This window comes from Sorangium sp. So ce375, from assembly GCF_051473855.1.
Taxonomy (GTDB): Bacteria; Myxococcota_A; Polyangia; order Polyangiales; family Polyangiaceae; genus Sorangium.
The window spans coordinates 12,435,964-12,460,661 of record NZ_CP150335.1; the positions used below are offsets into that span (position 1 = coordinate 12,435,964).

Genomic DNA, 24,698 nt, shown 5'->3' on the forward strand with positions numbered 1-24,698 from the left:
GGGCGCCGCTCATCCGCGGCGCCCTGGGGGCCCGAGGTGCCCCCGCAACGCCTCGGTGACGAGCTCGATGACCGCCCTCACCGGCTCGGCGAGGGGCGCCTCTTTGCGGTACACGATCGAGAGCCGGCTCTTGCCGAGGCTCTCGCCCGTGAGCCGCCGGAGCGAAGGCTCGAGCGACGCGAGGAGGCAAGGCAAGATGGTGAGGCCCATGCCCGCGACGCAGGCGGCCAGAAGGTCGCTCACCTCGCGGTACCGCATGAGCACGCGGGCGCCTTCGCCGTTTTCTTCGAGCCACCGGGCCAGAAAGGCGTTGCTGGTGCCGGCCTCGAAGCCCAAGAGGTCGTGCCCCCGAAGGTCGAACGAGCCGGCCGAAGCCGGGTGCCGCGCCAGGTAGGCTTCCGACGCATACAGCGACCAATCGAGCTCGCCGATCTTCTTGGCGATGAGATCGTCGCCGTCGACCGTGCCCGAACGCAGCGCGACGTCGGCCTCGCCCTTTCTGAGGTCGGCCGGGCGGCTGCCGCTCAGTACCTCCAAGACGATCTCGGGGCGGGCGGCCTGGAAGGCGCCGATGTGCGGGGCGAGCAAGCGGCCGAAGGCCGAGGGGGTGGCCAGCTTGACCCGAACCGTTTGCGACCGCACGGCCGCTTGCACCGCGAGCGCCGCCTGCTCCATTTGCTCGAGCAGCGGCGCGACCGTCTGGCCTATCGCCGTGAGCGAGAGCCCCTCGGGGCCGCGCGTGAGCAGCGGAGCGCCCAGCGCCGCTTCGAGCGCCACGAGCCTGCGGCCCACCGTCGAGTGCTCGACGCCCAGCGAGCGCGCCGCGCCAGCCAACGTTTTTGCCCTCATGGCGGCGAGGGCGTAGCGAAGGTCGTTCCAGTCGAGGTCTGACGGCTTTGTCACGAGGGGTAGAGCGTAGCCCAGGCGTGCCTTCAGCTGGAACGTCACGAAGCTGGCCGGCACGGACAGGGCGGGTGAGGGGGTCGCGAGCGCAGTTCGCGGGCTCCGCGATCGGCGGCCAAGGCGGCGACTGCCCTGCCGATGAAGGTGGGGCTCTCGCTGCTCTTGAGCTGCTCGAGAACGGCGCAGCCCAGAACCCGGCTTCCGTCCAGAACTCTGTGCCCTCGTGGAAGTGCTCGTAGCCGCCCCAGACGTTGTTGACGAGCTCATCGAGCCGCCCCTCTTGCTTGGCGCGGCTCCGCTCGATGACGGCCCGGGTCTGCTCGTCGTCCCGGGGGTCGCAGCGGACGGCCCCGGTGAGCGGTCGAGACATGAGAAAGTATCTTTACTTTATCTGGCGCGCTCCCTCGTGCGCTCCACAGGGGGCAGTCCATCCTAGCGGACGTTACTCCGTTTTCCAAGGCTGCCCTTGTCGCTTGTCGCTGTGCGTCTGCCCGCGTCGATCGCGCACGCGCGCGTCTGCCCGTGTCGACCCGCGCACGCGCGCGTCATGGCGCGTCATCGCCGACAGCACCTCGACAGGCGGTGCCCGTCGTGTGACCGTTGAGCTGTCATGCCAATGTCCACGCCGACCCCTGCGCCTGCAGAGAACATCGTCGCTCTCATCGGGCACACCCCGATGATCCAGGTGACTCAGCTCGACGCCGGCCCGTGCGAGCTCTTCCTCAAGATGGAGAGCCAGAACCCCGGCGGCAGCATCAAGGATCGCATCGGCCTGTCGATGATCGAGGCGGCCGAGCGCGCCGGTCAGCTCGGGGGCGAGCGGCGCCACGTCGTCGAGGCGACGGCGGGCAACACCGGGCTCGGCCTCGCGCTCGTCGCCGCGCAGAAGGGCTACCGGCTCACGCTCGTGATCCCCGACAAGATGAGCCAGGAGAAGGTCTTCCACCTGAAGGCGCTCGGCGCGCAGGTGGTGATGACGCGCTCCGACGTCGAGAAGGGCCACCCGAGCTATTACCAGGACCTGGCGGCCCGCATCGCGCGCGAGGAAGGCGCGTTCTACGTGAACCAGTTCGAGAACCCCGCGAACGCGCTCGCTCACGAGACCGCGACCGGCCCCGAGATCGACGCGCAGCTCGATCGCAGGATCGACGCGATGGTGTGCGGCGTCGGCTCCGGCGGCACCATGACCGGGCTCTCGCGCTACTTCGCCAAGGCGCAGCCGCGCTGCGAGATGGTGCTCGCCGATCCGGAGGGCTCGGTGCTGGCGGGCTACGTCAAGACCGGCAAGCTCGGCAAGGCGGGCTCGTGGCTCGTGGAGGGCATCGGGGAGGACTTCCTCCCCCCGATCCTCGACCTGTCCCGTGTCAAGCACGCTTACACGATCTCCGACCGCGAGAGCCTCGAGACGGCGCGGCTGCTCCTCTCCAGGACGGGCATCCTCGCCGGGTCGTCGTCCGGGACGCTGCTCGCGGCGGCCCTGCGCTACTGCCGCGAGCAGTCGTCGCCGAAGCGCGTCTGCACCCTCGTCTGCGACAGCGGCAACAAGTACCTGTCGAAGATGTACAACGATTTCTGGATGGCCGATCAGGGCTTCACCGATCGCGCGCCGACAGGGGATCTGCGCGACGTGATCACGCGCCGCCACGCGGACAGGGCGGTGGTCACGGTGCAGCGTTCGGACGCGCTCCTCGTGGCCTATGCGAGGATGAAGCTCTACGACGTGTCGCAGCTCCCCGTCCTGGAGGACGGCAAGATCGTCGGCCTCCTGGACGAGTCCGACCTCCTCCTCGCGGCCGTCGACGACGTGTCGCGCTTCCGCCAGCCGGTCGAGACGGCGATGACGACGAGGCTCCGGACGGTCGACGTGCGGACGCCGATTCGAGATCTCCTGCCGATGTTCGACGCCGGGCTCGTGCCGATCGTGACCGATGGTGACGAGTTCGTCGGGTTGGTCACCCGCATCGACCTGATCAACTACCTTCGGCGCCGGGTGAAGCTGCACGAGGTGTGACGAGCGCTGTCCCCGCCGGGGACCGGGCAGCTCGGCGCGATCTCACCTACCCTCGAGCGCACAGCTCGAGCGGGCCGGCGCTCGCGCTGCGCGCTACGCCGCCGGGTCGCCGGAGCGTGGCACCAGCGCCAGCACCCGGGCGGGCGCGCCGCTTCCGCGCGCGAGCGGGAGGGGCGCGACCACCACGACGGCCCCGGCCTCCGGGAGCTGCTCCAGGTTGGCCAGGTTCTCGATGTGGTAGCCGCCGGCGCCAAGGAAGGCCCTGTGCTGCTCGAACGTCTCGCTCGACCCCGGGTCGGTCGACAGCGTGTCGATGCCGATGCAGCGCACGCCGCGCTCGCGCAGGTAGCGGCTGGCCTCGACGGAGACCCCGGGAAAGTGCATGACCCCGCGCGCGTCCTCGTTCCTGTACTTCGCCGGATCGGACCAGCGGGCCCCCCAGCCCGTCCGGATCAGCACGATGTGCCTCGCGGCGAGGGCCCCGTGCCGCGCCTCCCAGCCCCGGAGATCGTCCACGGTGACCCGATGGTCGGGGTTCATCGCCACGGCCGCCGTCACGTCCACGACCGCCGCCGACCCCACGAGCTGCTCCGGGGCGATCTGCTCGATGGTCGCCGCCCCGGCCGCGAAGTGCGCCGGCGCGTCCACGTGGGTGCCCGCGTGCTCGTCCATCGAGAACCGATTCGAGCAACAAGCATTCACCTCGATGGTGCTGAGCGTCTCCGACGCATAGGGCTTGTCGCCGGGAAACAGCGGCATCTCGGGCGTGATCGGGTGCGTCAGATCGACCACCCGCGCCGCGGCGATGTCGATCACGTCCGCTCCGTGCGCGTGCTGCATGGCGCGCAGCTCACCATGGCCACGCTGCCCGCACAAGGCACGTCAGCGAGGGCTCGCGCCGCGCCGCGAGCGCGCGCCCGCTGCGCCCCCTCCCGTTCAGCGCGGAGCGCGGGACCTGGTAGGGGCCGGCGAGCGGAGGCGTGAAGCGCCGAGCATCGCCGGGGGGCATCCCTCCGTGGACGGCCGCCTCGCGGGGCGCGCGGAGCGCGGCGCGAACGCGCTCTGCACCGCTCACCCGGCGCTGGCTCTGCGCCGGCGACGCCTCGCCAAGCCCCGGGCGGACTGCCCACGATCTCGAAACGGACATCCAGTACCCGTCGCGAGCGGACACGATTGACATTCCAGAGTGTCTTTGCACGGGCCGCTCCTCCGAAGTATCATGTATGGATCTCGCGCATACGATTGATGCCAGCCGAGGGTCGAGATGTCCCAACGGTGCGCTGTGCTCGATCGGTATGCCTCGACCGTTAAACGTCCGCCCGTGGCTTTCTAGTCAGCATGGAGCTCGGGGAGGGGGGGCAGCGATGAAATTGGACGTGATCATCCCAACCTACAATCGCGGAGAGTTGCTCAAGCGCACCCTCGATAGCCTGCTCGCGGCGCACATTCCGCAAGGGGCAGAGGTGCGCGTCACAGTCGTCGACAACAACTCGAAGGACGATACGAGGGCTGTTGTCGAGGGTTACATGGCAAAATTCGGCGGTCGGCTCCGCTATCTATTTGAAGGGAAGCAGGGGCGGTCGCACGCCCTCAACGCCGGCATCGCCGCGACGAACGGTGATCTCGTCGGAATGATCGACGACGATGAAGAGGTCGAGGCTCATTGGTACGCGCGTGTCGACCGAGCCTTTCGTGACGGGAACGTCGATTTTGTCAGCGGACCTTACATTCCGCGGTGGGGGGCCGCGCAGCCCGCGTGGTTGCCGAATGGCTACCGGGCAGTCATCGGCGCGATCGACGGCGGCGATCAGGTGCGCGTCTTCGGCAAAGAGTACGACGGCGTGTTGATGGGGGGCAACGCGGTCGTCACCCGCGCGATGCTGAACAGGGTCGGCCCATACTCGACGTTGGTCGGGCGAAAAGGTTCGCGCCTGCTCGCAGGTGAAGATGAAGACATGACGGCGCGCCTGTTGGCGGCGGGCGCACGCGGTTTGTATTTGCCGGACCTCATCATCTATCACTATATTCCACCCGAGAGGTTGACGAAGCGTTATTATCGGCGCTGGTGCTTTTGGAACTCCGTCTCGCTCGGCGTACTGGACAGAGAGCGCCCCTCGCCAGTGGTTTATCTCATCGGAGTGCCGCGATACCGCTACGGGCGTGCGGCGCGCGCCATGCTCAGGATCGGCCCGACTCTGTTGAAGCGAGACAGGAGCTCGTCGCAGAATTTCTCGGATGAGCTGGCCATCTGGGATTTGGCGGGCTTCTTCTACGGTAAGCATTTCTACAGGCCAGACGATGCTCGGGGCGTAAGCGCGAATTCTCCGTCGCAGGGGTGACCCTCACGCTCTGATTCCCACGCCGAAGGTCCCGCTCGTGAGCCACCATGGCGTGTTCGCGCTCGCGCGTCGCGGCGCTCTCTCGTGACGCCCAGACCTCTGGCCCGCACCGCGAAGCCTGACCCGCGCGCACGGCGCGCGCTTTGCTCGCTGCGTCCAAGCCCCGGACATCGATGTGATGCTCGAGGGCTTCGAGGCTCGGAGCCCCCGATGCGGCCGCCAGGACGATGGCCGGCACCTCGGCGACGATGGCCCCGACATTAGTGCCCTTCGGGGCCCGGTCGACCTCGAACACCGCGGCGCTCTGCGGGGCTTTCTGCTTGCTCAGCAGCGCCAACCTGCGCTGGACAAGCATGGATTAACGATTAAATTTGCGAATCGAAAGGGGCGGCCCGCCGCTCGTATGTCCGCCGGAGAGCCGCTCTGTCCACGAGCGGCCGGCGCGGCATAGAGCCTAAGACTCGGTGGCAGTGGCGGCGCGACGACGCTATGGCTGCATGGGCTGCGTGCGCGCTCTGCGCGCTCATCATCATCAAGCCACAAGAATTCGTCCCGGTGCTAGGCGCCATACCGGGGCTGCTGCACTTGATGCTCGCGATCACCGTCGCTTGTGTCGTCGTCGACTACCAAATGCGACGCATCGAGCTGACGATCTCGCCGCAAATGCGGTACGCGGTCTGGTTCATGGTGTGGGGGCTCCTGACGACCGCGGTGAAGAGCCCTGACGTCTTCTTCGAGCGCCTGATGGATCTGCTGCCCACGGCGTGCGTCATGCTCGCGCTCGGTTTCGGGTGCGCCTCGCCGCGGGGCCTCCGGATCTTCGTGATCACGCTGGTCGGTTGCGCCGTCCTGGTCACCTGCGTCGCGCTCAAGCAGGCGTATACGCCTCTCGAGTGCATGATCTCCGACCCCGTGGGCGAGAGCCTGACGCCCGATGGCCGCGCTTGCGAAGTACGCGCCGACTGCTGGGTCGACGCGCCCGACCCCTACGCCGAGTATCGTTGCGAGCGCCCGGGTCCGTTCGCGACGACAACCATCGCCGATCGCGTGCGCTACCGCGGCACGCTCCACGATCCCAACGACCTGTCGCTGATGGCGGGGATGACCATCCCCTTTGCCCTGACGCTCACTCGGCGAAATCGAAGATTGGCTCACCCGAGCGCCGGTCTGCGCCTCGCGCCCTCGCCGCGCCCGTACGCGCCAGCCATGGAGCCCCGCACGTTCCTCTCCTGGGTATCGGCGACCGTCCGCATGCTCTTCGTGACCGCGAACCTGGCCGGGATCGGGACCATGATCGTCTTCGCACGCTCGCGGATGGGGCTCATCGTGTACCTCGTCATCATCACCCTCTGCGTCCTGCAGCGGCACGGCTTGAAGGGCATCTTCGTCGCAGGCTTCGCGGGCACACCGATGGTCATGTTCGGTGGACGGAGCGGAGACGAGGCGGAGGGGAGCACGGATGCGCGTATCGAGCTCTTGCGTGATGGCTTCGATATGATCCAGCACACCATGGGCATCGGCATCGGCGTCGGCCAGTTCGCGGACGAATCCCCGAACGCGCAGACCGCGCACAATTCCTACCTGCTCGCCGCTGCGGAGACCGGCGTCGTCGGCGTCTGCTTGTTCGCGCTGCTCCTCTATACGTCGCTGAAGGTGTCGTTCAAGATCTGGCGCGGCGGCTACAACATTGACACCACGGTGTTGCGCTTTGCCGCGGCCGTCTTCGTGAGCCTGTGCGGCGCGCTGGTGGGTATCTTCTTCCTGTCGTGGAGCTACAAGGACATGCTCTACATCGTGGTCGGCGCATCCATGGCCCTCTATGGCATCGCGCACGCGCAGGACCCCCGCATCTCGATCCGCCTGTCGAAGAAGGAGATCGTCGCCGTGTGCTGCGCCATATTCACCCTCCTCGGAGTCTTGAACATCTACCTTCACATCAGACGGTGAAGGCCAGGCGACCGAGAGCACGGTCGCCCGCGGAGCCCCTCGGCGTCGAGGGGCTTCAACGAAACGAGAAGACAGAGACGTGACCCTGGCCAGACCCGGGCTCGAGGCGAGGCCCGAGCGATCGCTCCCGAGAGCGGTTCGACAACCTGCTGAGCGCGATCGAGGTGCCGCCGCTGAAGGAGGCGTCCCAGCGCCTGCGTAGGCACGCGGGGCCCGGAGTGGGTGCGTCACGTGGGAAGAATACGGCGAGCACCTCGACGCTCGCCTGCTCGACCCGCTGGATCGCATTCATCGCGGCAGCTACCACCCGCAGCCGGCGCGTCGCGTGCACATCCCGAAAGGCGATGGGCGTACGCGGCCGCTCGGCATCCCAGCGCCGGAGGACGAGCTCGTCCAGCGGGCGGCGCGGATGGTGCTGGCGCCGATCTACGAGCGAGCGTCCCTGGGTTTCTCGTATGGCTGCCGGCCTGGCCGGGGGCGACACGACGCCCTGAACGCGCTCGCGGAGGGCATCAGCCGGAAGACGAGCTGGGTGCTCGAGCACCGGATCGGCGACAGGCGTATGGCGCGGCTGCCGATGAAGTGGCTGCACGCGGGCGCCATGGAGGTTTTGGGCTGAACCGGGGCGACTTCCCGCAGCCGTGTCAGCGGCGGGCGGCGGCGAGCTGGCGCGCCTCGGGGATGAACAGGAAGACGAGGACGGCGAAGAACAGCGTGTTCGCGACGCCCACCGCGATGAGCGAGAGGAAGCCGTGGATCGGAGCGAAGCGCGCGGCGACGATCACGATGGAGTAGACGGCGGCGATCGCCACCGCGGGGAGGTGCGAGCGGTAGTAGCGCAAGACCCCGATGCCCATCTCCTTCTTGACGACGATGGGGAACACGATGCCGCGCACGAGCATCATCGGGATCGCCGTGCCGAGGCACACCCCGTAGATCCCGAGCGGGCCTACGAGGGCGATGCTGAGCACCACGTTCGCGAGCGCCTCGGCCACAGTGATGATCGTCTGGCCGCGCAGCTTCCCGCTGCCGGCGAGCAGGCTCGCGACGGGCCCAGTCAGCTGCATCACGAAGTACGAGGGGATCATGAGGAGCATGATGGTCGAGCTCTGTGATATCCACGGCTTGTCGATCCACAGCGCCAGGAGGTCTGGCCCCAGCGCTGCGATGTTGATGAAGAGGTAGGCCGTGAGCAGCCCCGAGACGAGGTTCGTACGATCGAGGAGGCGCGTGAGCCCGGCCGCGTCCCCCTTCTCGAACAGCCCGCTGAAGCGCGGGATGAGCACGGCGCCGATGATACCGACGCTGAACGCCGCGGTCGTCACGAGGCGCATGCCGATGCTGTATATCGAGATGTTCTCCAGCGCCCCGGGCATGAAGCCACCAATGACCGCCGAGTCGATCTGGAACCTCAGGACATCGGCGAGGTTGATGATCAGCGCCGCGCCGCTGTAGCGCGCCAGCTTGGCCAAGGTCGCGCGGTCCGCCGCCCGTGGCGTGAACCTGCGCGTCCACGGAGCGAGCTTGAGCGCGGCCGCGGCGACGACGACGTTCCTGAACACCGTCTCGGCGACCGTGATGCCGCACAGCAGCGCGAGGGACATGGATTTCGTCCCTGCGAAGTAGAGCACGAGGCCGAGCTTGAATAGCGAGTACGACACCGTCTCGACCGTATCGCAGAGGAAGAAGAGGGAGCGCGCGCGCACGCTCGCCGCGTACGGCCGGAGCAGGAGCTCGAGCGCCGTGCCCACGCCGAGCGCCAGGATGATGTCTCTGTGCGTCCCGAGCGACGCCGGGTACAGGCGCGGCAGGACCACCATAAGGGCGTTCGTGGCCCCGAGCGTCAGGAGGGCGGCCGAGCCGAAGAGGAGGAGGCTTGTGCTCCAGACGCTCGTGAGCTCCCGGTTGTCGCCTCGCTCGTACGCGCCCGCGGTGAACTTCATCGTCCCGTTCGAGATGCCGAGATCGAGGATCCGCAGCTGAAAGATGAACGAGGTGACGAGGAGCCAGATCCCGTAGTTGACCTCCCCGAGCGCTCCCAGGAGCGCCGGGGTCACGATGAACCCGCCCGCGGTTGACACGAACATGCTGAGCCAGGACGCCGAGACGTTCCAGACGGGGAGAAGTCGAGACCAGCGCGGCTTGACGCTAGCGGCCTTGCTGGTCACCCGTCCATACTCGATATCGATGGATTGCATGTGCCTCGTAAGCCTCGTGAGCTTCGTGAACCTCGACAAATCGATACGTGGCCGTCGCTCGTTCTAGCGCGCCAGGTTTGCCAGGTCCACGCTCTTATGCCGCCTTCGCAGCGCGCTCGCCGTCCGTCGCTATGCGGTGACTGCCCCGAACATCGTCCTGCGTCCCGCGCGTTCTAGTACGTCGAACCTCGATGGTGTACAGCCCGTCGCGACTGCCGATCTCACGCCCGTGGCGGAGGACGAATAGAATCGCTGATGAAGAATGCGTGGCTCCTGGCCGACCCGATGAATGTGGAATATGGTCTGCGCCGGGGGAGGGTCGAGGTATGAGTCAGATAGAGGCGCTGCGGCAGGAGCAGGAGCCGCTGGTGTCCGTGGTGATTCCGACATACAACTACGGTCATTTCGTAGCGGACGCGGTGGAGAGCGTGCTCGCGCAGACTTACAAGCGGCGTGAGATCATCGTGGTCGACGACGGAAGCTCCGATAATACGCCCGAGCGGCTGGCTCCCTACCGCGACCGGATACGGTACTTTCGAAAGCAGAACCGGGGCGTCTCCGCGGCGCGAAACACCGGCATCGGCCTGGCTTCCGGCGAGTGGGTGGCCCTGCTGGATGCCGACGACGTATGGCATCCGCAAAAGCTGGCCCTGCAGATGCGGGTGTTGAGGGATCACCCTGATCTCTCCTGCCTCGGGGGAAACGGGACGCCAGATGCGTTGCAGGGGGACCTGCCGGAGGATCCTGAGGTCGAGCGGTTGAGCGTGGTGGACTTCCTGACCTGGTCGCCGCTGGGAGTGTGCGCCGTGATCGCCCGGCGCCGCTGCTTCGACCAGGTCGGAGGCTTCGACGTCAATCTCCGCTACGCCGAGGATCGCGACATGTGGATCCGGCTCGCTGCCAGGTATGCGACCGCTCGACTGAAAGTGCCGGTGTTCCAATACCGCCCGCACTCCGGGCAGGCGAGCCGTAATGCCCTGCCGATGTATGAAGGCCTCGCGCTCGTGCTCAACAGGTTCTTCGAGCAGAATCCCCGGTTCCTCCACCTCCGTCCAGCCGCGTCGGCGTTCCTCTATCGAGACGCCACGCTCGCGTTCATGGACCAGGACGACCGCTTGACCGCGCTGTCCTTCTTGATGCGCTGGCTCGTGACCTACCCGCGCACGCTGCCGCATCCCGACCGCAACCGCTCCTGGGAAAGAACGAAGGTCTTTGCGCGGCTCCTCATAGGGTCCCCCTCGGAGCACCATCGTGGCGGAGCGCCAAGTCCCGAGCTGATGGCGCGCCGTAGCGGCAACGCCAAGGAGGGCGCCGTCAATCGACAGCCGGACATGGCGGGCACGGGGAACGGACGGACCGACACGACGGGAACGTTCGAGCTGCAAGGGTAAGCCGAGCCTCTCGCTCTCATCACCAAGGGGGCGCGGCGGCGCGGCCCCCGCGCGCCGCGCGTCTGTTCCAACGTGCCCAGGCCGCGGCGCGGGCATTCGCCCTGCGCCAGCCGGAGTGGAAGGGCGCGGCGGGACGGCGCCGCGCAGCGGCAGGGCCCGCGCGGAGGGCCCGGCGGCTCGGCGAAGCAAGCTGTGACCCACTCCACGTGACCCAGGGCGCACGAGGAGAGCCCATTTAACTGTCGCAAAGGCTACTTCGCAGCCGACCGCTAGATATGTGGCGAGCGCGAGGCCGATGGGGCGGACAACGTCACGCGTCATTCATTGGGTATGGGCACGGTCGCCTCCGTAAGGCGCTGCTCTCGGCATCCCCCACCTTCGCAGGGATCAAGGGATGCGAGAGTGGCAGGCTTCGCACCACATCGGCGGAGTCAATGTCGCGTTGAGCAGAACGGGACGTCCGGTAACGTCGACTCGCCGTGCTTCGGGACGACGCCCGGCCGAGCTGAGCGGCCCAGATGGGGATTTCGAGTGCCGCAGACGTAAGGTCGGCAGATCTGTTCGGGTCGTCAGCCACTACTCGGCCGCCAAGGTTTTCGTGCCGGTTGCTCAAGATTCTTCACTGCCCGTCAGGTGGACGACGGCGTTGGTATCATCATCGGGGCATGCGCATGACGGAGCCGCCGATGGTCATTGCCGGTCGGTTCGAGCTCGAGCGCATCGTCGGCGCCGGGGGGACCCGGCGCGCGCCGGGGCGCCCCTCGACCTGCTTGGACAGGCGGTGCGCCGCCCGGCGCGCCTCGTCGACGGCGAGCCCCTCGTGCGCCAGAGGGAGCAGCTCGCGGCCCGCGTGGCCCCGTATGTTGAGCCGGCGCTCCGGGAACGGGTGACGGAGTTCCTGGGGGAGATGGTCGGCGTGCCGTTCCCGGACGAAGAGCGAGTACAGCTGTGTGCGGCGCGGAAGGATCCGCAGCTCATGCCTCGCCGGGCGTGCGAGCGGATGGTACGGGCCGCGCTCGGCGAGCAAGCCTCCGCCGAGCATGTAACGGAGATCGTCCGGCGCGCCGCGGGCAACCCGTTCTTCGTGGAGGAGCTCGTGCGCGCGGCCGACTTCACCTTCCGGCACGGGCTCGTGCGCGAGGCGGCGTACAGCATGCTGACCGAGGTGGATCGGCGGCTCGGTCACCGGCTTGCCGGTGCGTGGTTGGAGGAAGCCGGCGAGCGCGACGCGCGGGTGCTCGCGGAGCACTTTGAGCACGGCGGGGCGATCGTTGCGGCCGCGCGCTGGTACGAGCGCGCGGCGGAGCAGGCGCTGGAGGCGAGCGATCTCGACGTCGCGCTCGCGCGGGTGGAGCGGGCGTTCGCGTGCGCGCCGGGAGAGGGGGCCGCCGCGCGGCCCCGCACGATCGTGGCGACCGCGCACAGCTGGCGGGGCACGTTCGTCGAGGCGGAGCGTGCGGCGAAAGCGGCCGTCGCCTTGGCATCCGAGAAGGGCAGGACGGCTCACGCCGCGCTGGCGATGCTCGCCTGGGCGAGCGGGGCGCTCGGGAAGGCAGAACAGCTCGAGGAGGTGGCATCGTCGCTGCCGAGCGACATGATGGGTACAGCTCTCGACCGGGATTTCGTCCTCGCCTGGTACAGCACCACCATCTAGGGATCAGCTGTGCGCCGAGGCGGACGCCATCGAGTCGCCTGCCCTGCGCCGCAGCTTCCTCGAAGGCGTACCGGAACACGCTCGCATTCTTGTATTCGCGGAAGCGTGGGGTGTGGCGAGCAGGTGAATTCTCGGCTCGACGCAGCCGTCACGATCTCCTGGAGGGGTCGTGAGTGCGGTACTTCGCTTCCGCAGCGTGCTGTATTTTGAGAGCGAGTGCTGCACTTTCCCCTGAAAGTGCAGCCCCATCCGAGCCGGAGCCACGCCTTGCGCGCTAGTGGAGGAAGACGGTGATCACCCGGGTGGTCGACTCGGGGATACCGGTGAGGTTGTTGACGCAGCTCGGGTAGTACATGCCGTTCGTGTTGAGCTGCTGGCAGTAGGCAGTGCACGACCCGCGGATGCTGAGCAGCCCGCATTGCTGGACGGCCCCGCCGCTGGTGAGGTGACCGGCGGCGCACTCCCGCGAAAGCGACCGTGAATAGCTGCGATTGGCGTCGTCGTAGCAGGCGTTCAGGTAAGGAGAGGGGGCGAACAGATTGCCCCAGAAGGCGCCTTCCAGATGCGTGTAGGTCGTGAGCTCGAGGGTACCGGTCTTGTCGAGGGCCGAGGGAGTGCCCCGCGAGGAGATCGTCACGGAGACGCCGTACCAGTTCGTCCGCGACGCGAGGCACGCCGAGACCCACTGCTGTTCCGTCTGGCCGAGGGGCTTGGTGCTCCAGTCCGACGCGAGGCCGATGATCCCCCAGTACACCTCGTTGTGCACCGTGCCCGAGCCGTCGGTCCACGAGAAGCTGAACGACTGCGACGAGGTGAACGCACAGCCGACCACATAGCTGAGGAGCTGGCGCGAGAGATCGCCGGCCGCCCCGGGATCCTGGATGGCGCTCAGGGCCGCCGGGCTCAATGCGTTGGGGTTGAGAGCGTTGGGGTTGAGGGCGTTGGGGTTGAGGGCGTTGGGGTTGAGGGCGTTGGGGTTGAGGGCGTTGGGGTTGAGGGCGTTGACGAACTCGAGGGCGCTAAGGGCAACTCCTACGGAGCCCTCCTCCTCTTCCTGAACTGCGATGCAGCCCACCAAAGACGCGAGCGAAAGCGCTGCGAAACCAGCGATGCTGATCCGGTACATCGTCGTCCCCCCCCCGGGTTCGTCCCTTCGTGCCCTCGTCGAAGGTCGAATTGGGTGTACCGATGAATAGGCATCATGTCCAGTGCTCAACTGGTGATTTGTGTAAAATTCGTAAATCGAGAATTCGGGTTGCTCTGTCCACGGCGTGAGGGGCGAGCGGATTGTCGGCATCGATCACAATGCGGCTCTTCCAGGTAGGCAGAGCTGCGAGCGCCAAGGCTAGCTTCGACCGGCTGACCGCAGCGAGGCCGCGGGCCATCGCCGTTGCCTCTTGCCGCGTGCCCGCGGTGATCGGCGGGCCGAGCTCACCGACGAGGCCCCGCGAGGCCGGGCGTCGGTTGTAGGCGAGCGTCGCAGGGATCTTGGCGCGCGCGAGCGCCAAGGGGACAAGGACGTTGTCGGGCTCAGGTACGTGCCCCGCTTTTCGCGGCGAGCGCCCTCTCCGGGGGCCTGCGGCGGGCGTGGGACCCTGGACGAACTCGGGCGATGAGCGCTCTACCCCGAGCCGCGCGCTGCCCGCGGACGGCTAGGGAAGGAAAACGGTGATCACCTTGGGGGTCGAGTCCACGGTGCCGTTGACGTTGCTGGCGCAGCTCGGGTAGTACATGCCGCGCTGCTTGAGCGGCTCGCACGCGCTGTCGCACGAGCCGACGATGTTGATCATCCCGCACGGCTGGGCGGGCCCGCTGCCGTCGAGATGACCGGCGGCGCAGTCCCGGGACAGCGATCGCGCATGGTCACGATTGGCCTCGTTGTAGCAGGCGTTCAGGTAAGGAGAGGGGGCGAACAGATTGCCCCAGAAGGCGCCCTCCAGCCGCGTGTAGGTCGAGAGCTCGGGGCTGCCGGTCTTGTTGATGGCCGAGGCATCGCCCCGCGAGGAGATCGTCACGGAGGCGCCGTACCAGTTCGTCCGCGACGCGAGGCACGCCGAGATGAACTGCTGCTTCGGAGGGTTGAGCGCCGAGGTCTCCCATTGCGGCGCGAGCCCGAGGAGCCCCCAGTACACCTCGTACTGGACCGTGCCCTCGCTGTCGGTCCACGAGAAGCTGAACGACTGCGATACGTCGAACGCACAGCTGACCACATAGCGGAGGAGCTGGCGTGACAGATCTCCCCCGGCATCCGGAGCCTGGACCGCGCTCAGCGCCGCCGGGCTCAGCGCGCTGGGGTTGAGGGCACTGGGGTTGAGCGCGTTGGGGTTGAGGGCATTGGGGTTGAGCGCGTTGGGGTTGAGAGCATTGGGGTTGAGCGCGTTCACGAACTCGAGCGCGCTAGGGGCGACTCCTACGACGCCCTCCTCCTCTTCCTGAACTGCGATGCAGCCCACCAAAGACGCGAACGAGAGCGCTGCGAGAGCAGCGGTGCCGATCCGGTACATGGTCGTCCCCCCGGGTTCGTCCCTTCGTGGCCTCGTCGAAGGGCGGAGGGGGTGTACCGATGACTAGCCATCATGTCCAGTGCTCAGCCGGTGACTTGTGTGGAATTTTAAATCGTTGAATTGGTGCTGCTCTGTCCACGGCGTGCGGGACCAACACACGGTCGCGTGTCGTGTTCGTCGCGCTCCGCCTGAGACCCGGTAAGGAGCGGTGGGTGATCGAAATCTCACATTGCATGAAGGCTCGACAGAACGACGGCGAGCGGCCTGGGTGTCGTCGCGTTGCGCTCACGTGCCGCCGCGCTCCTCGACCGCGGTCCGCAGCCGCTGCGTCGCCGGCTCGGAGGCGTCGACCAGGATCGTGGTCTCGACGGTGATCCGCGTCGCCCGCCCGGCGAGCCGCGCCGTCGCGGGTGATGGCCCCTGCGCTCGCTGATCCAGCGCCGCGGCCTGCGCGGGCGAGGCCGACTCCTTGTGGGCAGATTCGGATCGATCCGAGCGTGCGCAAGCGCTCGTCAGCGTCACAGCCGAGAGCCGCGCGGCCGACAGGCTCATGCAGGAGCGCATGCGGTGACCCCAGCGGTTCCAGGGAGCGCTGGCGAGCGGCGCGCGCCGGGCGCCCCCGAGCCCGGGCGGGGACGGGGACACGCCGTGCGCGGTGGTGGCGCGGCGCGCCCGTTGCGAGGCGGCTCCGACCCCATGTCGACACGCGAAGCGGACATCTCGGGATACGACGTGATCATCGTTGGCGGAGGGCCGGCCGGCCTCAGCGCGGCGCTCATCCTGGGGCGCTGCCGGAGGCGCGTGCTCGTGTGCGACTCGGGGCAGTACCGCAATCACGCGGCGCGCGAGGTGCACGGGTTCCTGTCGCGTGATGGGATCGCGCCGTCCGAGCTCAGGCGGATCGCGCGCGAGCAGCTGGAGCCCTACGACGTCGAGATCCGCGAGGCGGCCGTCTCAGACGTCCGCCGTGGACAGGGGCGCTTCGAGGTGATCTTGGAAGGAGGCGAGCGCCTGCGCTGCCGGAAGCTGCTGCTCGCCACCGGGCTCGTCGACCGGCTGCCGGAGCTCCCCGGGCTCGCCGCGATGTACGGCAAGAGCGTGCACCACTGCCCCTACTGCGATGGATGGGAGGCGCGCGATCAGGCAATCGGCGTGTACGGACAGGGCTGTTCCGGGGTCTCGCTCGCCGTGAACATGAAGACGTGGAGCGATGACGTGGTCCTGTTCACGGACGGGCCAGCGCCCCTGTCGAGATCGGACGCCGATCGGCTCACGCGGCACGGGATCGGCGTGCGCGAGGAGCGAGTCGCACGGCTGGAGGGCAGGGACGGGATGCTGGAGCGCGTGGTGTTCGAGGACGGCAGCGCCGTGGAGCGCCGCTCGCTCTTCCTCAAGGCGAAGCAGGAGCAGGGGGCGGATCTGGCCGAGCGGCTCCGCTGCAGGATCACGGAGGAGCGCGGCGTCGAGACGGTCGCCGAGCACGAGGAGACGACCCGGGAAGGGGTCTTCGTCGCCGGGGACGCCTCGAAGGAGGTGCTGCTCGCCATCGTGGCCGCCGCCGAGGGCGCCGCCGCGGCGTTCGGGATCAACTGCGCGCTGCAGGAAGAGGACTTCGCGTAGCGCGAGAGCGCGCGCTCGCTGGCTCTGCCTGGACAGGCTCTCAGTCGCCCCGCCCGCCCGGCCCGCGCCCGCGGCCAGGCCCCGGTCGGAACGGCGGCGGGCCCGGGTGCCGCCGCCGCTCGGCCTCGAGCTCCTCGTAGCGGGTGAGCTGCTCGGGCGTGAGCAGGCTCTTCACGCGCGCGTCGGTGCGATCGCGGAGGGCGTCGAGCGCGGGGCGGCACTCGGAGAGGAGCCTGTCCCGCTCGGCCTCGGCCTCGGCAAGGGCCGCCCTGAGCTCGTGCACCTGGTGGTCGGTGAGATCGAGGTGGCGGCGCATCGCCCTGAGGCGGAACTTGGCGCGCGCCTCGGCCGGAGGGCCCCCGAAGGTGGCCTCGAGGTCGCGCAAGGCCGTGCCGCGGCCGATGGCCGCGCCGGCGACGCCGCCGAACAGGAACACCGCGGCGAGCACGGCCAGCGGCTTCCAGCGGGCGAGGGCGGGCGGGGGCGCGGGGCGCTCGGTCATTCGCTCGCCTCGAGGGCCTCCACGGAGGCCATGATCGCGCTGTCCACGTCGCGCTGCGTTTGCAGGAAGAAGATAACGCTCGCGGCCGCCGCGAGGGCGGTGACGACGAGGGCAGGGCGACCCGAGCGGACGATGCCGTCGGCGATCGCAGGCCGCGCGGGTAGGAGAGGAGCGGCCGTCGCGGCGCGGACGACGGCGTCGGTGAAGCCGGCGTCCGGCTCGAGGCCGTCGGTCGCGGCCGCGAGGCGCGCGAGCGGGTCGCTCGTCGCCGCGGCCGCGCGCAGCACGGCCGCCGTGAAGCGGTCGTCGGCGTCGAGGCGCGCGGTCGCGGCCGCGAGGCGCGCGAGGTCCTGATCGGGTCCGGTCCGGTCGTCGTCGTCGCGATCACGCATGCGGCGCCTCCTCCTCGATCTGCCGGGCGCGGAGCGCGGCGCGAGCGCGCACCAGGCGTTGCTCGACGGCGCCCTCGGAGCAGCCGAGCGCGGCCGCGGCCTCCTTCGCGGGAAGGCCCTCGACGGCGACGAGGACGAGCGCGGCGCGATCCTGGGGCGGGAGCGCGGCGAGCAGGGCGTCGAGCTCGCGCAGCGCGACGCGCGCCTCGGCGGAGACGAGGCCGTCGAAGCGGGGCTCGGCCGGCGCCTCGCGCGGGGTCTCGCGGCGGCGCCGGAGGGCGTCGATGCAGGCGTTCGTCACGATGCGGTACAGCCAGGTCTCCACCTTCGATCTCCCGTCGTAGCGCCCCTCGCGCAGGGCGCGGTAGGCGTCGACGAACGCCTCCTGCAGCGCGTCTTCGGCCTCCGCGAGGTCGCCGACGAGGCGCGCGGCGAGGCGGTACATCGGCGCGCGCGTGTGCTCGACGATCTGCCGGAAGGCCGCGTCATCGCCCCTGGCGACGCGCGCTGCGACGAGCCTGAGGTCGACGATCACGTGCCCCCGCGATTCTGCGCCCATGGCACCGCGCGCGCTACCGGGACGGGCGCTCAGCGGCGCTCGAGGCCGCGCCCGCCGGGCCCGAAGCCGCGCCCGCCGGGCCCGAGGCCGCGCCCTCCGGGCCCAGGGCCGTGCTCGCCGCGCTCGGTCCTGCCCGCGGCCGGGCCCTTCTCGATGCGCTCGGCGAGGGCGTTGCGCTGCGCCTCATCGAGGATCGGGACGATCGCGGCCAGCGCGTCGACCATGTGGTCGAGGTGCGCGCGCGGGCCCGTCTTCTCGCCCGCGCGCGGCTGCGGCAGGAACGTGTTCGCGTCGAAGCGATCCGCGGCGAACGTCTCGAGCCGCGCGCGCATCTCGGCGCGCCTCGCCGCGAAATCTTCCTTCGGCGCGTTCCGGCCGGCGTCGCTCGGGCGCGCGCCCTCGAGGGCCTTGTCGATCTGCGCGCGCTGCTCGTCGCGCAGGTCGAGGCCGGCGAGCAGATGGCCCAGCGGACCGCCGCGCATGCCGGGGCCGCCCATGCCGCCGCGGTCGCCGCGGGGGCCGCGGTGGTGCTCGCCGCCCCGCTCGCCGCCGCGCGGGCCGCGCTCGCCCCGCGCCTCTCGGTCGTCCATCTTCGCGGCGATCGTGTCGACGAGCTGCCGGCGCTGCTCCTTCGTGAGCGTGGCGTGCAGGGTGCCCAGCGCTCCGGCGACGCGCGCGCGGCGCTCCTCGGCCGCGCGGCCGGCGTCGGGGAGCTTCGCCTCGATCGCGGCTCGATCGATCTTGCCCGCGCGCACGCCCTCGGCGAGCGCCGCGAACACGCCCCCGTCCTTCGGGCGCTCCTTCGCGCCGTCGCGCAGGCCGTCGAGGGCGCCCTCGATCGTCGCTTTCTGCGCGTCCGAGAGGTCGAGCTCGTGGAGCGCCGCGCGCAGGAGGTGCTCGGGGCCGTGCGGGCCGCCGCGATGGCCGCCGAAACCCCCCCGGTGACCGCCGGCCCTCGAGGGCCCCTGGGCGAGGGCCGCCTCGGCGGCCTCGTCGCTCGGGGACGTGTCGCCCCGACCCGTCTCCGCCGTGCAACCGGACGCGCCGACGAGCGCGCCGACGAGCGGCAATATCCCACCAAGCCTCCACCAACGAGACTGCGTCATCGACTCTTCTCCTGGGTCGCCCGCGTCGTGCCGAGCGGGTCGTTCATCCCTGTGACGCCGGCAGGCAGGGGGGCCCTACGAGGGCGAGCTTCTTTTTCTGGAGGCAGGCTCCGCGGGCAGGCCGGCGGCGAGCGCGGGCCCGTCCGGGCTGGCGTTACCGCACGCTGGCGATCAGGTGGGTGCGCGTCCCCTGCGGTGTGGCGACCTCGGCCTCGTCGCCCTCCGACAGGCCCAGCAGGGACGCGCCGAGCGGGCTCGTCGTGGCGAGGGTCTGCAGCTCGACGCCCTGGAACTGGATGCGCTCGCCGCCCGCGGCCGGCAGGAGGAAGTAGAGCGCGCGCCGCTTTCCGCTCTCCAGCTCCACAAGCGCCGAGCTCTCGATGCCGGCGCCAGGGCCGAAGTCGCGCACCGTGACGGCGCCGAGCTTGGCGAGCGCCTGCTCGATCTGGAGCACGCGCTCGCTGTGGCCTCTCGCCACGTAGGACGCCTCGGTGGCGCGCATGTCCTTGTCGCCCTCCGCGCGGTTCTCCTCGTGCGTCACGGCGCTCGCGGCGTCGCGCGCCCGTTCGGTGGAGCGCTCGAGCTCGCGGGCGAGCTGGTCCTTCAGAGCCGCGAGCAATGCGCGCTTGTCGATGGCCGGTGGCATGGACACACACACCTTACCAGACGGGATCGCGGCGGTCACTCCGCGGGCGTCGGGCGGGCCGCGGACCGAGGCCCGAGGGGCGCAGCCGTCCTCAGCGTCGCGCGACGCGCGTCCGTCGCCGCCGGTCCCCGAGGGGACGGCCCAGCTCCTCCTGGAAAGGCCTCCCGCCGCGCGCCCGCCCGTCGTCCAGCAGCGCAGCAGCGCCGAGAGCGCACCTGCGCTGATTGCAACTCTGCAATGGGTGCCTCTCTCCTGCAGAGTTGCAGTTCGTGGGCTCTTTTCAGCGCCGAGACCTCTCCGCTCCTTGCAGATGTGCAATTCACGCGCGCCCCGCGTGCGGGGCCGCCGACGCACTTATCGTCTGTGTGAATCGAATGTTTCAAGACTGTGACTCGGAAGGACGAAGACGGACGAAGACCGACAAAGACGCGCGATGGCGCCCCGCGCCGGCGCGCATCGTGAACCGCTCAGGAATCGTTCAGGAATCTCTTTGCCGGGATAGGGGGAGTAGTGTAGATTCCTAATCTGCTGCGCCGCTGCTCCGAGCTGCCATGCGTCGACACGAGAGCGTGTGTGTCGATGCGGCATCGCCGCACAGCTTGGAGCGCGCGAGCCGGGCGCGCGCGGGAAATGACGCGAGGCGTCCTGCCGTCGCTCGCCACGCGAGAGCAGCGTTCGAACCACCGCACGAGCACACAAGAGGAAGATCGTGAGCCTGTATGCCCAGGAGCGGCTGCGCGTGCTCGTCGTCGACGACGAGCGGAGAATGCTGGACAGCATCGCGGCCATCCTCGACGACGACGTCGACGTCGAGACCTGCACGTCCGCCCACCGGGCGCTCGAGCTGCTGCAGACAGGCCAGTTCCACGTGGTCTGCTCCGACTACAAGATGCCCGGGATGAACGGAGACGAGCTCCTCAAGCGGGTCGCCGATCTGCCGTTCTACACGAGCTGCCTGCTGATCACCGGCGCCGAGGAGTACATCCGCTCCAGCGAGGGGGGCCGCCACTACGTTATCCTCAAGCCGTTCGAGCCCGCCCGGATCACAAGGATCGTCCTGGAGCTCGCGCGCCTCGCCCACGCGAGGCGGTCCGCCGGCGCGGGCGCCTCCGCGGCGCGCGAGACCGTCGCGCCCGGATCGAAGGCGGTGAGGGGCGCGCCGTCGCTCAGGCCGCGGGAGACCCAGGACGCGCCGGTGTCGTCGCTGCGCGAGCGGGTGCGCACGGACCCGCCCCCGTCCTCCCGCGCGGCGTCGAGCTACCTGGACACGGTGCGGGTCGGCGACGCGGGGCTCCCGGCCCGGACGCTCAAGTGACCGCCCACCGAGGCGAACGCGGCACCCAAGAAGGCGATCCCTCACGATGACGAGCCGAGATCCGCTCGGCGCGGTGGAGCAGACCGCGACGGCCGAGGAGATCGTGGCCACGCTGCGCCACGATCTGCGCAATTGCTTCGGGACGATCCGCAATGCGGCGTTCTTCATCAGGCGCAAGGTCGCCCGGGAGCAGGTCTTTCGGGACGACCCGCGGGTGGAGCAGTTCATCGACGTCATCGACGAGGAGGCGATCGCGGCGAGCGCGCTGGTCGACGGCGTCGTCGACGCGAACGCGAGCCTCAGGCGGCGGCCGGTGAGCGCGAGCGCCCGCGAGTGCGTCCTCACGGCGGCGGCGTGCGCGCGCATCGCCGAGCCGGGGATCCGCGTCGACGTCGAGGCGGTGGACGGCGTGGTCGAGCTCGATCCAGCCGAGCTCGCGCTGGCGATCCGGTGTCTCGTGGAGAACGCGGCGGAGTCGATGCCCGGGGGCGGGGTGGTCGCGCTGCGCGGGAGCGTGCTCGGCGCGCGCTACCGCATCGAGGTCGGCGACACCGGGACGGGCGTCGCCGAGGCGGAGCGGGAGGTGATCACGCGCCCGTTCTACACCACCAAGCCGGGCCGCCTCGGCCTCGGGCTCAACATCGCCGGGCGCGTCGCGCGCCGCTATTTCGGCACGTTCACCCTCGGCCGGGGCGCGCCCTCCGGCACGCTGGCCTGCATCGAGCTGCCCCTCGCGGTAGCGCCCGAGCCGCCCGGCGCGGGCGCCGAGGAGCGGCTGTGACGGCGCGCGCGCCCGAGGCGCCGCGGTGAGCATCCGGGCCGCCCTCTCGCTGATCTTCGCCGTGGCCGCGGTCGTCGTGCTGCTCGCGACCGGCGCGCTCTACGTCACCTCCGCCAGCATGACGCGGCGTGAGCGGCGCGCCGAGCTGTCGTACGAGGACCTCACCCGCCACGTCACGCTCGCCAACCACGCCGGCCGCTACATGCGGGAAGCCGCGGAGATCTCCCTCGGCGGCGGCGACACCGAGGAGCTCCGCTACCTGGCCGAGCTCGTCGCGCGCGACCTGGCCGCGGCGGAGGCGATCGATCGGGCGCAGGAGCCGCTCGAAGGGGCGTGGGCGCCGCTCGAGCGGGCGCTGATCGAGGGCGAGCGCGCCCCCGAGGCGCCGCGCGAGGCGCAGGGAGGCGACGCGCGCCTTCGCCGGATGCGCGCGAGCTTCGCGGCGATCGCCGGGGGCGTCGGCGAGGTGTCCCGCATGGCGAGCGCCGGGGATCCGGCGGCCTACCGGAGGTTCGTGGAGCGCCCGGAGGCCGAGTACGAAGAGGGCTTCGTGCCCCAGATCGACGCGGCCATCGCCGACGCGCGGCGCGAGGTCGCGCGGAACGCGGAGGAGGCGGGCCGCGCGCGCGCCAGGATCAGGATCGCGAGCATCGCCCTGATGACGGCGGCGCTCGTGAGCCTCGTCGTGCTCCTCGGCGGCCTGCTGCGCTCGATGGCGCGCGGGTTCGGCGCGCTCGCGGAGTGCTCGAGGCGCATCGCCGGAGGCGACCTCGATCACCGCGTGCCCGACCTGGGAGAGCACGAGTTCGGGCGCATGGGCGCGGCGCTCCGCCACATGGCCGAGAGCCTGCGCGAGGCGCAGGCGTCGAGCCTGCGCGTCGAGCGGCTCGCCGCGATAGGGCAGCTCGCGGCGAGCGTCGGCCACGAGCTCCGCAACCCGCTCGGCGCCATCCGGAACGCGACGCACTACCTCAAGAAGCGCCTCGCCGGGACCGAGGTCGGCGCGGAGCCGCGCGTCGCCCAGTTCCTCGGCCTGATGGAGAAGGAGCTCCTCTCGTGCAACAGGATCATCGGCGATCTCCTGGACTTCGCGCGAGAGCGCAGGCTCCGCCGCACCGCCTGCCCGCTCGCGCCCCTCGTGGACGACGCGATGTCGGTCGTCGAGCCGCCCGCGCACGTGCGCCTGGAGAACCACGTGCCGGCGGCGCTGCCGGTGCCGAGCCTCGACAAGGACCAGTTCCGGCAAGTGCTCGTGAACCTGATCCAGAACGCGGCCGAGGCGATCCCCGAGGGACGCGAGGGGTGGGTGCGCGTGTGTGGGTATGTGGGTAGCGACGCGCTGGTCCTGACGGTGGCCGACAACGGGGAGGGGATCGAGGAGGACCACATCGCGAAGATCTTCGAGCCGCTCTTCAGCACGAAGCTGAAGGGGACCGGCCTCGGGCTCGCCATCACCGCCGGAATCGTCCGTTTGCACGGCGGCACGCTCGAGGTGGAGAGCGCGCCCGGCGCCGGGACGACGTTCACCATCCGGTTGCCGCGCGCCGCGGCGGTAGAGGTACACTCCGCGCAGCCCGCGTGACAGCGGAAGGGGACGGCCGTCGATGCAAGTGAGCGGACCGGTGCTCGTGGTGGACGACGAGGAGGGCATGCGGGCCACGCTCGCGGCGAACCTCGAGCTCGAGGGGTACGAGGTCGTCGAGGCGCGCGACGGGGCGCACGCCCTCGAGCTCGTGAGGCAGCGGCGCTTCGCGCTCGTGCTGAGCGACGTGAGGATGCCCGGCCTCGACGGCGTCGCGACGTTCCGGGAGATCAAGCGGCTCCAGCCGGAGCTCACCGTGGTGCTGATGACCGCCTTCGCGCGCGAGCACCTCATCGAGCAGGGCATCGGCGAGGGCGTGTACGCGGTCATCTACAAGCCCTTCTCGATGGAGCACCTCATGCGGATCGTCGCGCGGGCCCTCTCGTCGCGCGGCGTGCTCGTCGTGGACGATCTCCCCGCGGTCGCGGAGTCGATCGTGGCGGGGCTCAAGGCGGCCGGGCTGCGCGCCGAGGCCGCGTACGACGGGCACACGGCCATCGCGCGCGCGCGCGACGCGGCGGTCGACGTGTGCGTGCTCGATCTCCGGATGCCCTCCCTGGACGGCGTGAGGACCTGCGAGCAGATCCGGCAGCTGAGCCGCCCGATCACGGTGATCGCGATGACCGGCTGCGCGACGCCGGAGATGATCCACGCGTTCACGAGCCAGGGCGGGTACGCCTGCCTTCACAAACCGTTCGAGGTGCGCGAGCTGATGCACACGATCGCGCGCGCCCGGAGCGAACCGGGGACGTGCTGAGGGGCGCGGGACAACTCGCCGGACGGCGGCGGGCGCTGCGCGCTGCGGGGCCGCGAGCATGCCGGCCGCGGCGGAGGAGGAGGGCGGCGTGCGCGTGACGGTGCTCCTCGTGGACGACGACGCGTCGTCTCGGCTCGTGCTCGCGACGCTCCTGGAGGACGAGGGCTTCCAGGTCGAGGAGGCCGCCTCGTTCGCCGAGGCCGGGCAGAAGCTCGCGGCGGAGGGGGCGCGGTACGACCTCGCGCTGCTCGACCAGAACCTCGGCGACGGCCACGGCACCGATCTCGTGGCGGTGCTGCGGGCGCGCCTGCCGCGCGCGAAGGCGGTGCTGATCAGCGGCAGCGGCGGCGAGGACCTCGGCGACGCGCCCCCGCCGGACGCGGTGATCTCCAAGGGGATCGGCTTTCCGGATCTGCTCGATCAAATCCGGCAGCTGCTCGGCTGAGGCGCTCGGACGCCCAGAGCGCGCGAGCCCGCGCGGCGCGAGCGCG

General features: G+C 69.9%; 23 protein-coding genes. 12 read left to right on the plus strand and 11 right to left on the minus strand.

The genetic code is table 11. The annotated features are described in order from the left end of the window. Positions 1–9: 9 nt before the first annotated feature. Complete coding sequence (locus WME90_RS46150; protein ID WP_437278484.1) at positions 10–903, minus strand: LysR family transcriptional regulator; 894 nt, start codon at positions 901–903, stop codon at positions 10–12. Positions 904–1,519: 616 nt separating this feature from the next. On the opposite strand from WME90_RS46150, the gene WME90_RS46155 reads away from it, so the two are divergent. Then, entirely contained in the window at positions 1,520–2,914 is a 1,395-nt protein-coding gene (locus WME90_RS46155; RefSeq protein ID WP_437278485.1) for a pyridoxal-phosphate dependent enzyme, read from the plus strand. Between the two features lie 93 nt (positions 2,915–3,007). On the opposite strand, the gene WME90_RS46160 is transcribed toward WME90_RS46155, so the two are convergent. Continuing rightward, the gene (locus WME90_RS46160; RefSeq protein WP_437278486.1) at positions 3,008–3,754 is read right to left on the minus strand and encodes a cyclase family protein; all 747 of its coding nucleotides are present in this window, start codon (positions 3,752–3,754) and stop codon (positions 3,008–3,010) included. 524 nt (positions 3,755–4,278) lie between these two features. On the opposite strand from WME90_RS46160, the gene WME90_RS46165 reads away from it, so the two are divergent. The 3 genes from WME90_RS46165 to WME90_RS46175 all read left to right on the plus strand — a co-directional run bounded on the left by WME90_RS46165 (position 4,279) and on the right by WME90_RS46175 (position 7,819). Further along, positions 4,279–5,253: a glycosyltransferase gene (locus tag WME90_RS46165; RefSeq protein ID WP_437278487.1), complete on the plus strand. Its 975-nt coding sequence runs from the start codon at positions 4,279–4,281 to the stop codon at positions 5,251–5,253. A 555-nt stretch (positions 5,254–5,808) separates the two neighbouring features. Next, positions 5,809–7,200, plus strand: a complete 1,392-nt coding sequence (locus tag WME90_RS46170; protein WP_437278488.1) for an O-antigen ligase family protein — start codon at positions 5,809–5,811, stop codon at positions 7,198–7,200. 325 nt (positions 7,201–7,525) lie between these two features. Then, a complete protein-coding gene (locus WME90_RS46175; protein ID WP_437278489.1) occupies positions 7,526–7,819 on the plus strand; it encodes a reverse transcriptase/maturase family protein in 294 nt (97 codons plus the stop codon). Positions 7,820–7,844: 25 nt separating this feature from the next. Here WME90_RS46175 and WME90_RS46180 read toward each other — a convergent pair whose 3' ends face one another. Next, a complete protein-coding gene (locus tag WME90_RS46180) occupies positions 7,845–9,398 on the minus strand; it encodes a lipopolysaccharide biosynthesis protein (protein WP_437278490.1) in 1,554 nt (517 codons plus the stop codon). Between the two features lie 326 nt (positions 9,399–9,724). Here WME90_RS46180 and WME90_RS46185 point away from each other — a divergent pair, with 326 nt between their 5' ends. Continuing rightward, positions 9,725–10,789 carry a glycosyltransferase family 2 protein gene (locus WME90_RS46185; RefSeq protein ID WP_437278491.1) on the plus strand — a complete coding sequence of 355 codons (1,065 nt, stop codon included), beginning with the start codon at positions 9,725–9,727 and terminating at the stop codon, positions 10,787–10,789. A gap of 598 nt (positions 10,790–11,387) precedes the next feature. Then, on the plus strand, positions 11,388–12,443 hold the full coding sequence (locus tag WME90_RS46190) for a hypothetical protein (protein ID WP_437278492.1): 1,056 nt from the start codon (positions 11,388–11,390) through the stop codon (positions 12,441–12,443). A 274-nt stretch (positions 12,444–12,717) separates the two neighbouring features. On the opposite strand, the gene WME90_RS46195 is transcribed toward WME90_RS46190, so the two are convergent. The 3 genes from WME90_RS46195 to WME90_RS46205 all read right to left on the minus strand — a co-directional run bounded on the left by WME90_RS46195 (position 12,718) and on the right by WME90_RS46205 (position 15,592). Then, positions 12,718–13,518 (minus strand): hypothetical protein, encoded by an 801-nt coding sequence (locus WME90_RS46195; protein WP_437278493.1) that lies wholly within the window; start codon positions 13,516–13,518, stop codon positions 12,718–12,720. A 577-nt stretch (positions 13,519–14,095) separates the two neighbouring features. Then, on the minus strand, positions 14,096–14,896 hold the full coding sequence (locus tag WME90_RS46200) for a hypothetical protein (RefSeq protein WP_437278494.1): 801 nt from the start codon (positions 14,894–14,896) through the stop codon (positions 14,096–14,098). A 336-nt stretch (positions 14,897–15,232) separates the two neighbouring features. Further along, positions 15,233–15,592: a hypothetical protein gene (locus tag WME90_RS46205; RefSeq protein ID WP_437278495.1), complete on the minus strand. Its 360-nt coding sequence runs from the start codon at positions 15,590–15,592 to the stop codon at positions 15,233–15,235. A gap of 51 nt (positions 15,593–15,643) precedes the next feature. Here WME90_RS46205 and WME90_RS46210 point away from each other — a divergent pair, with 51 nt between their 5' ends. After that, on the plus strand, positions 15,644–16,567 hold the full coding sequence (locus WME90_RS46210) for an NAD(P)/FAD-dependent oxidoreductase (RefSeq protein WP_437278496.1): 924 nt from the start codon (positions 15,644–15,646) through the stop codon (positions 16,565–16,567). A gap of 40 nt (positions 16,568–16,607) precedes the next feature. On the opposite strand, the gene WME90_RS46215 is transcribed toward WME90_RS46210, so the two are convergent. From WME90_RS46215 to WME90_RS46235, 5 genes are all read right to left on the minus strand, one after another. Continuing rightward, positions 16,608–17,069 carry a hypothetical protein gene (locus WME90_RS46215; protein ID WP_437278497.1) on the minus strand — a complete coding sequence of 154 codons (462 nt, stop codon included), beginning with the start codon at positions 17,067–17,069 and terminating at the stop codon, positions 16,608–16,610. After that, positions 17,066–17,461 (minus strand): hypothetical protein, encoded by a 396-nt coding sequence (locus tag WME90_RS46220; RefSeq protein WP_437278498.1) that lies wholly within the window; start codon positions 17,459–17,461, stop codon positions 17,066–17,068. The genes WME90_RS46215 and WME90_RS46220 overlap by 4 nt, the downstream gene beginning before the upstream one ends. Then, entirely contained in the window at positions 17,454–18,020 is a 567-nt protein-coding gene (locus WME90_RS46225; protein ID WP_437278499.1) for an RNA polymerase sigma factor, read from the minus strand. Before WME90_RS46225 ends, WME90_RS46220 begins: the two co-directional genes overlap by 8 nt. Positions 18,021–18,049: 29 nt before the next feature. Further along, entirely contained in the window at positions 18,050–19,126 is a 1,077-nt protein-coding gene (locus WME90_RS46230; RefSeq protein ID WP_437278500.1) for a Spy/CpxP family protein refolding chaperone, read from the minus strand. A gap of 154 nt (positions 19,127–19,280) precedes the next feature. After that, positions 19,281–19,772, minus strand: a complete 492-nt coding sequence (locus WME90_RS46235) for a GreA/GreB family elongation factor (protein WP_437278501.1) — start codon at positions 19,770–19,772, stop codon at positions 19,281–19,283. 709 nt (positions 19,773–20,481) lie between these two features. On the opposite strand from WME90_RS46235, the gene WME90_RS46240 reads away from it, so the two are divergent. The 5 genes from WME90_RS46240 to WME90_RS46260 are packed head-to-tail and all read left to right on the plus strand — an operon-like array spanning position 20,482 to position 24,652. Next, positions 20,482–21,087, plus strand: coding sequence for a response regulator transcription factor (locus tag WME90_RS46240; RefSeq protein WP_437278502.1), 606 nt, complete (start codon positions 20,482–20,484; stop codon positions 21,085–21,087). A gap of 46 nt (positions 21,088–21,133) precedes the next feature. Continuing rightward, positions 21,134–21,868, plus strand: coding sequence for a sensor histidine kinase (locus WME90_RS46245; RefSeq protein WP_437278503.1), 735 nt, complete (start codon positions 21,134–21,136; stop codon positions 21,866–21,868). Positions 21,869–21,893: 25 nt separating this feature from the next. Beyond that, positions 21,894–23,450, plus strand: coding sequence for a sensor histidine kinase (locus WME90_RS46250; RefSeq protein WP_437278504.1), 1,557 nt, complete (start codon positions 21,894–21,896; stop codon positions 23,448–23,450). 22 nt (positions 23,451–23,472) lie between these two features. After that, positions 23,473–24,207, plus strand: a complete 735-nt coding sequence (locus tag WME90_RS46255) for a response regulator (RefSeq protein WP_437278505.1) — start codon at positions 23,473–23,475, stop codon at positions 24,205–24,207. A 58-nt stretch (positions 24,208–24,265) separates the two neighbouring features. Then, positions 24,266–24,652: a response regulator gene (locus tag WME90_RS46260; RefSeq protein ID WP_437278506.1), complete on the plus strand. Its 387-nt coding sequence runs from the start codon at positions 24,266–24,268 to the stop codon at positions 24,650–24,652. Positions 24,653–24,698: the final 46 nt, after the last annotated feature.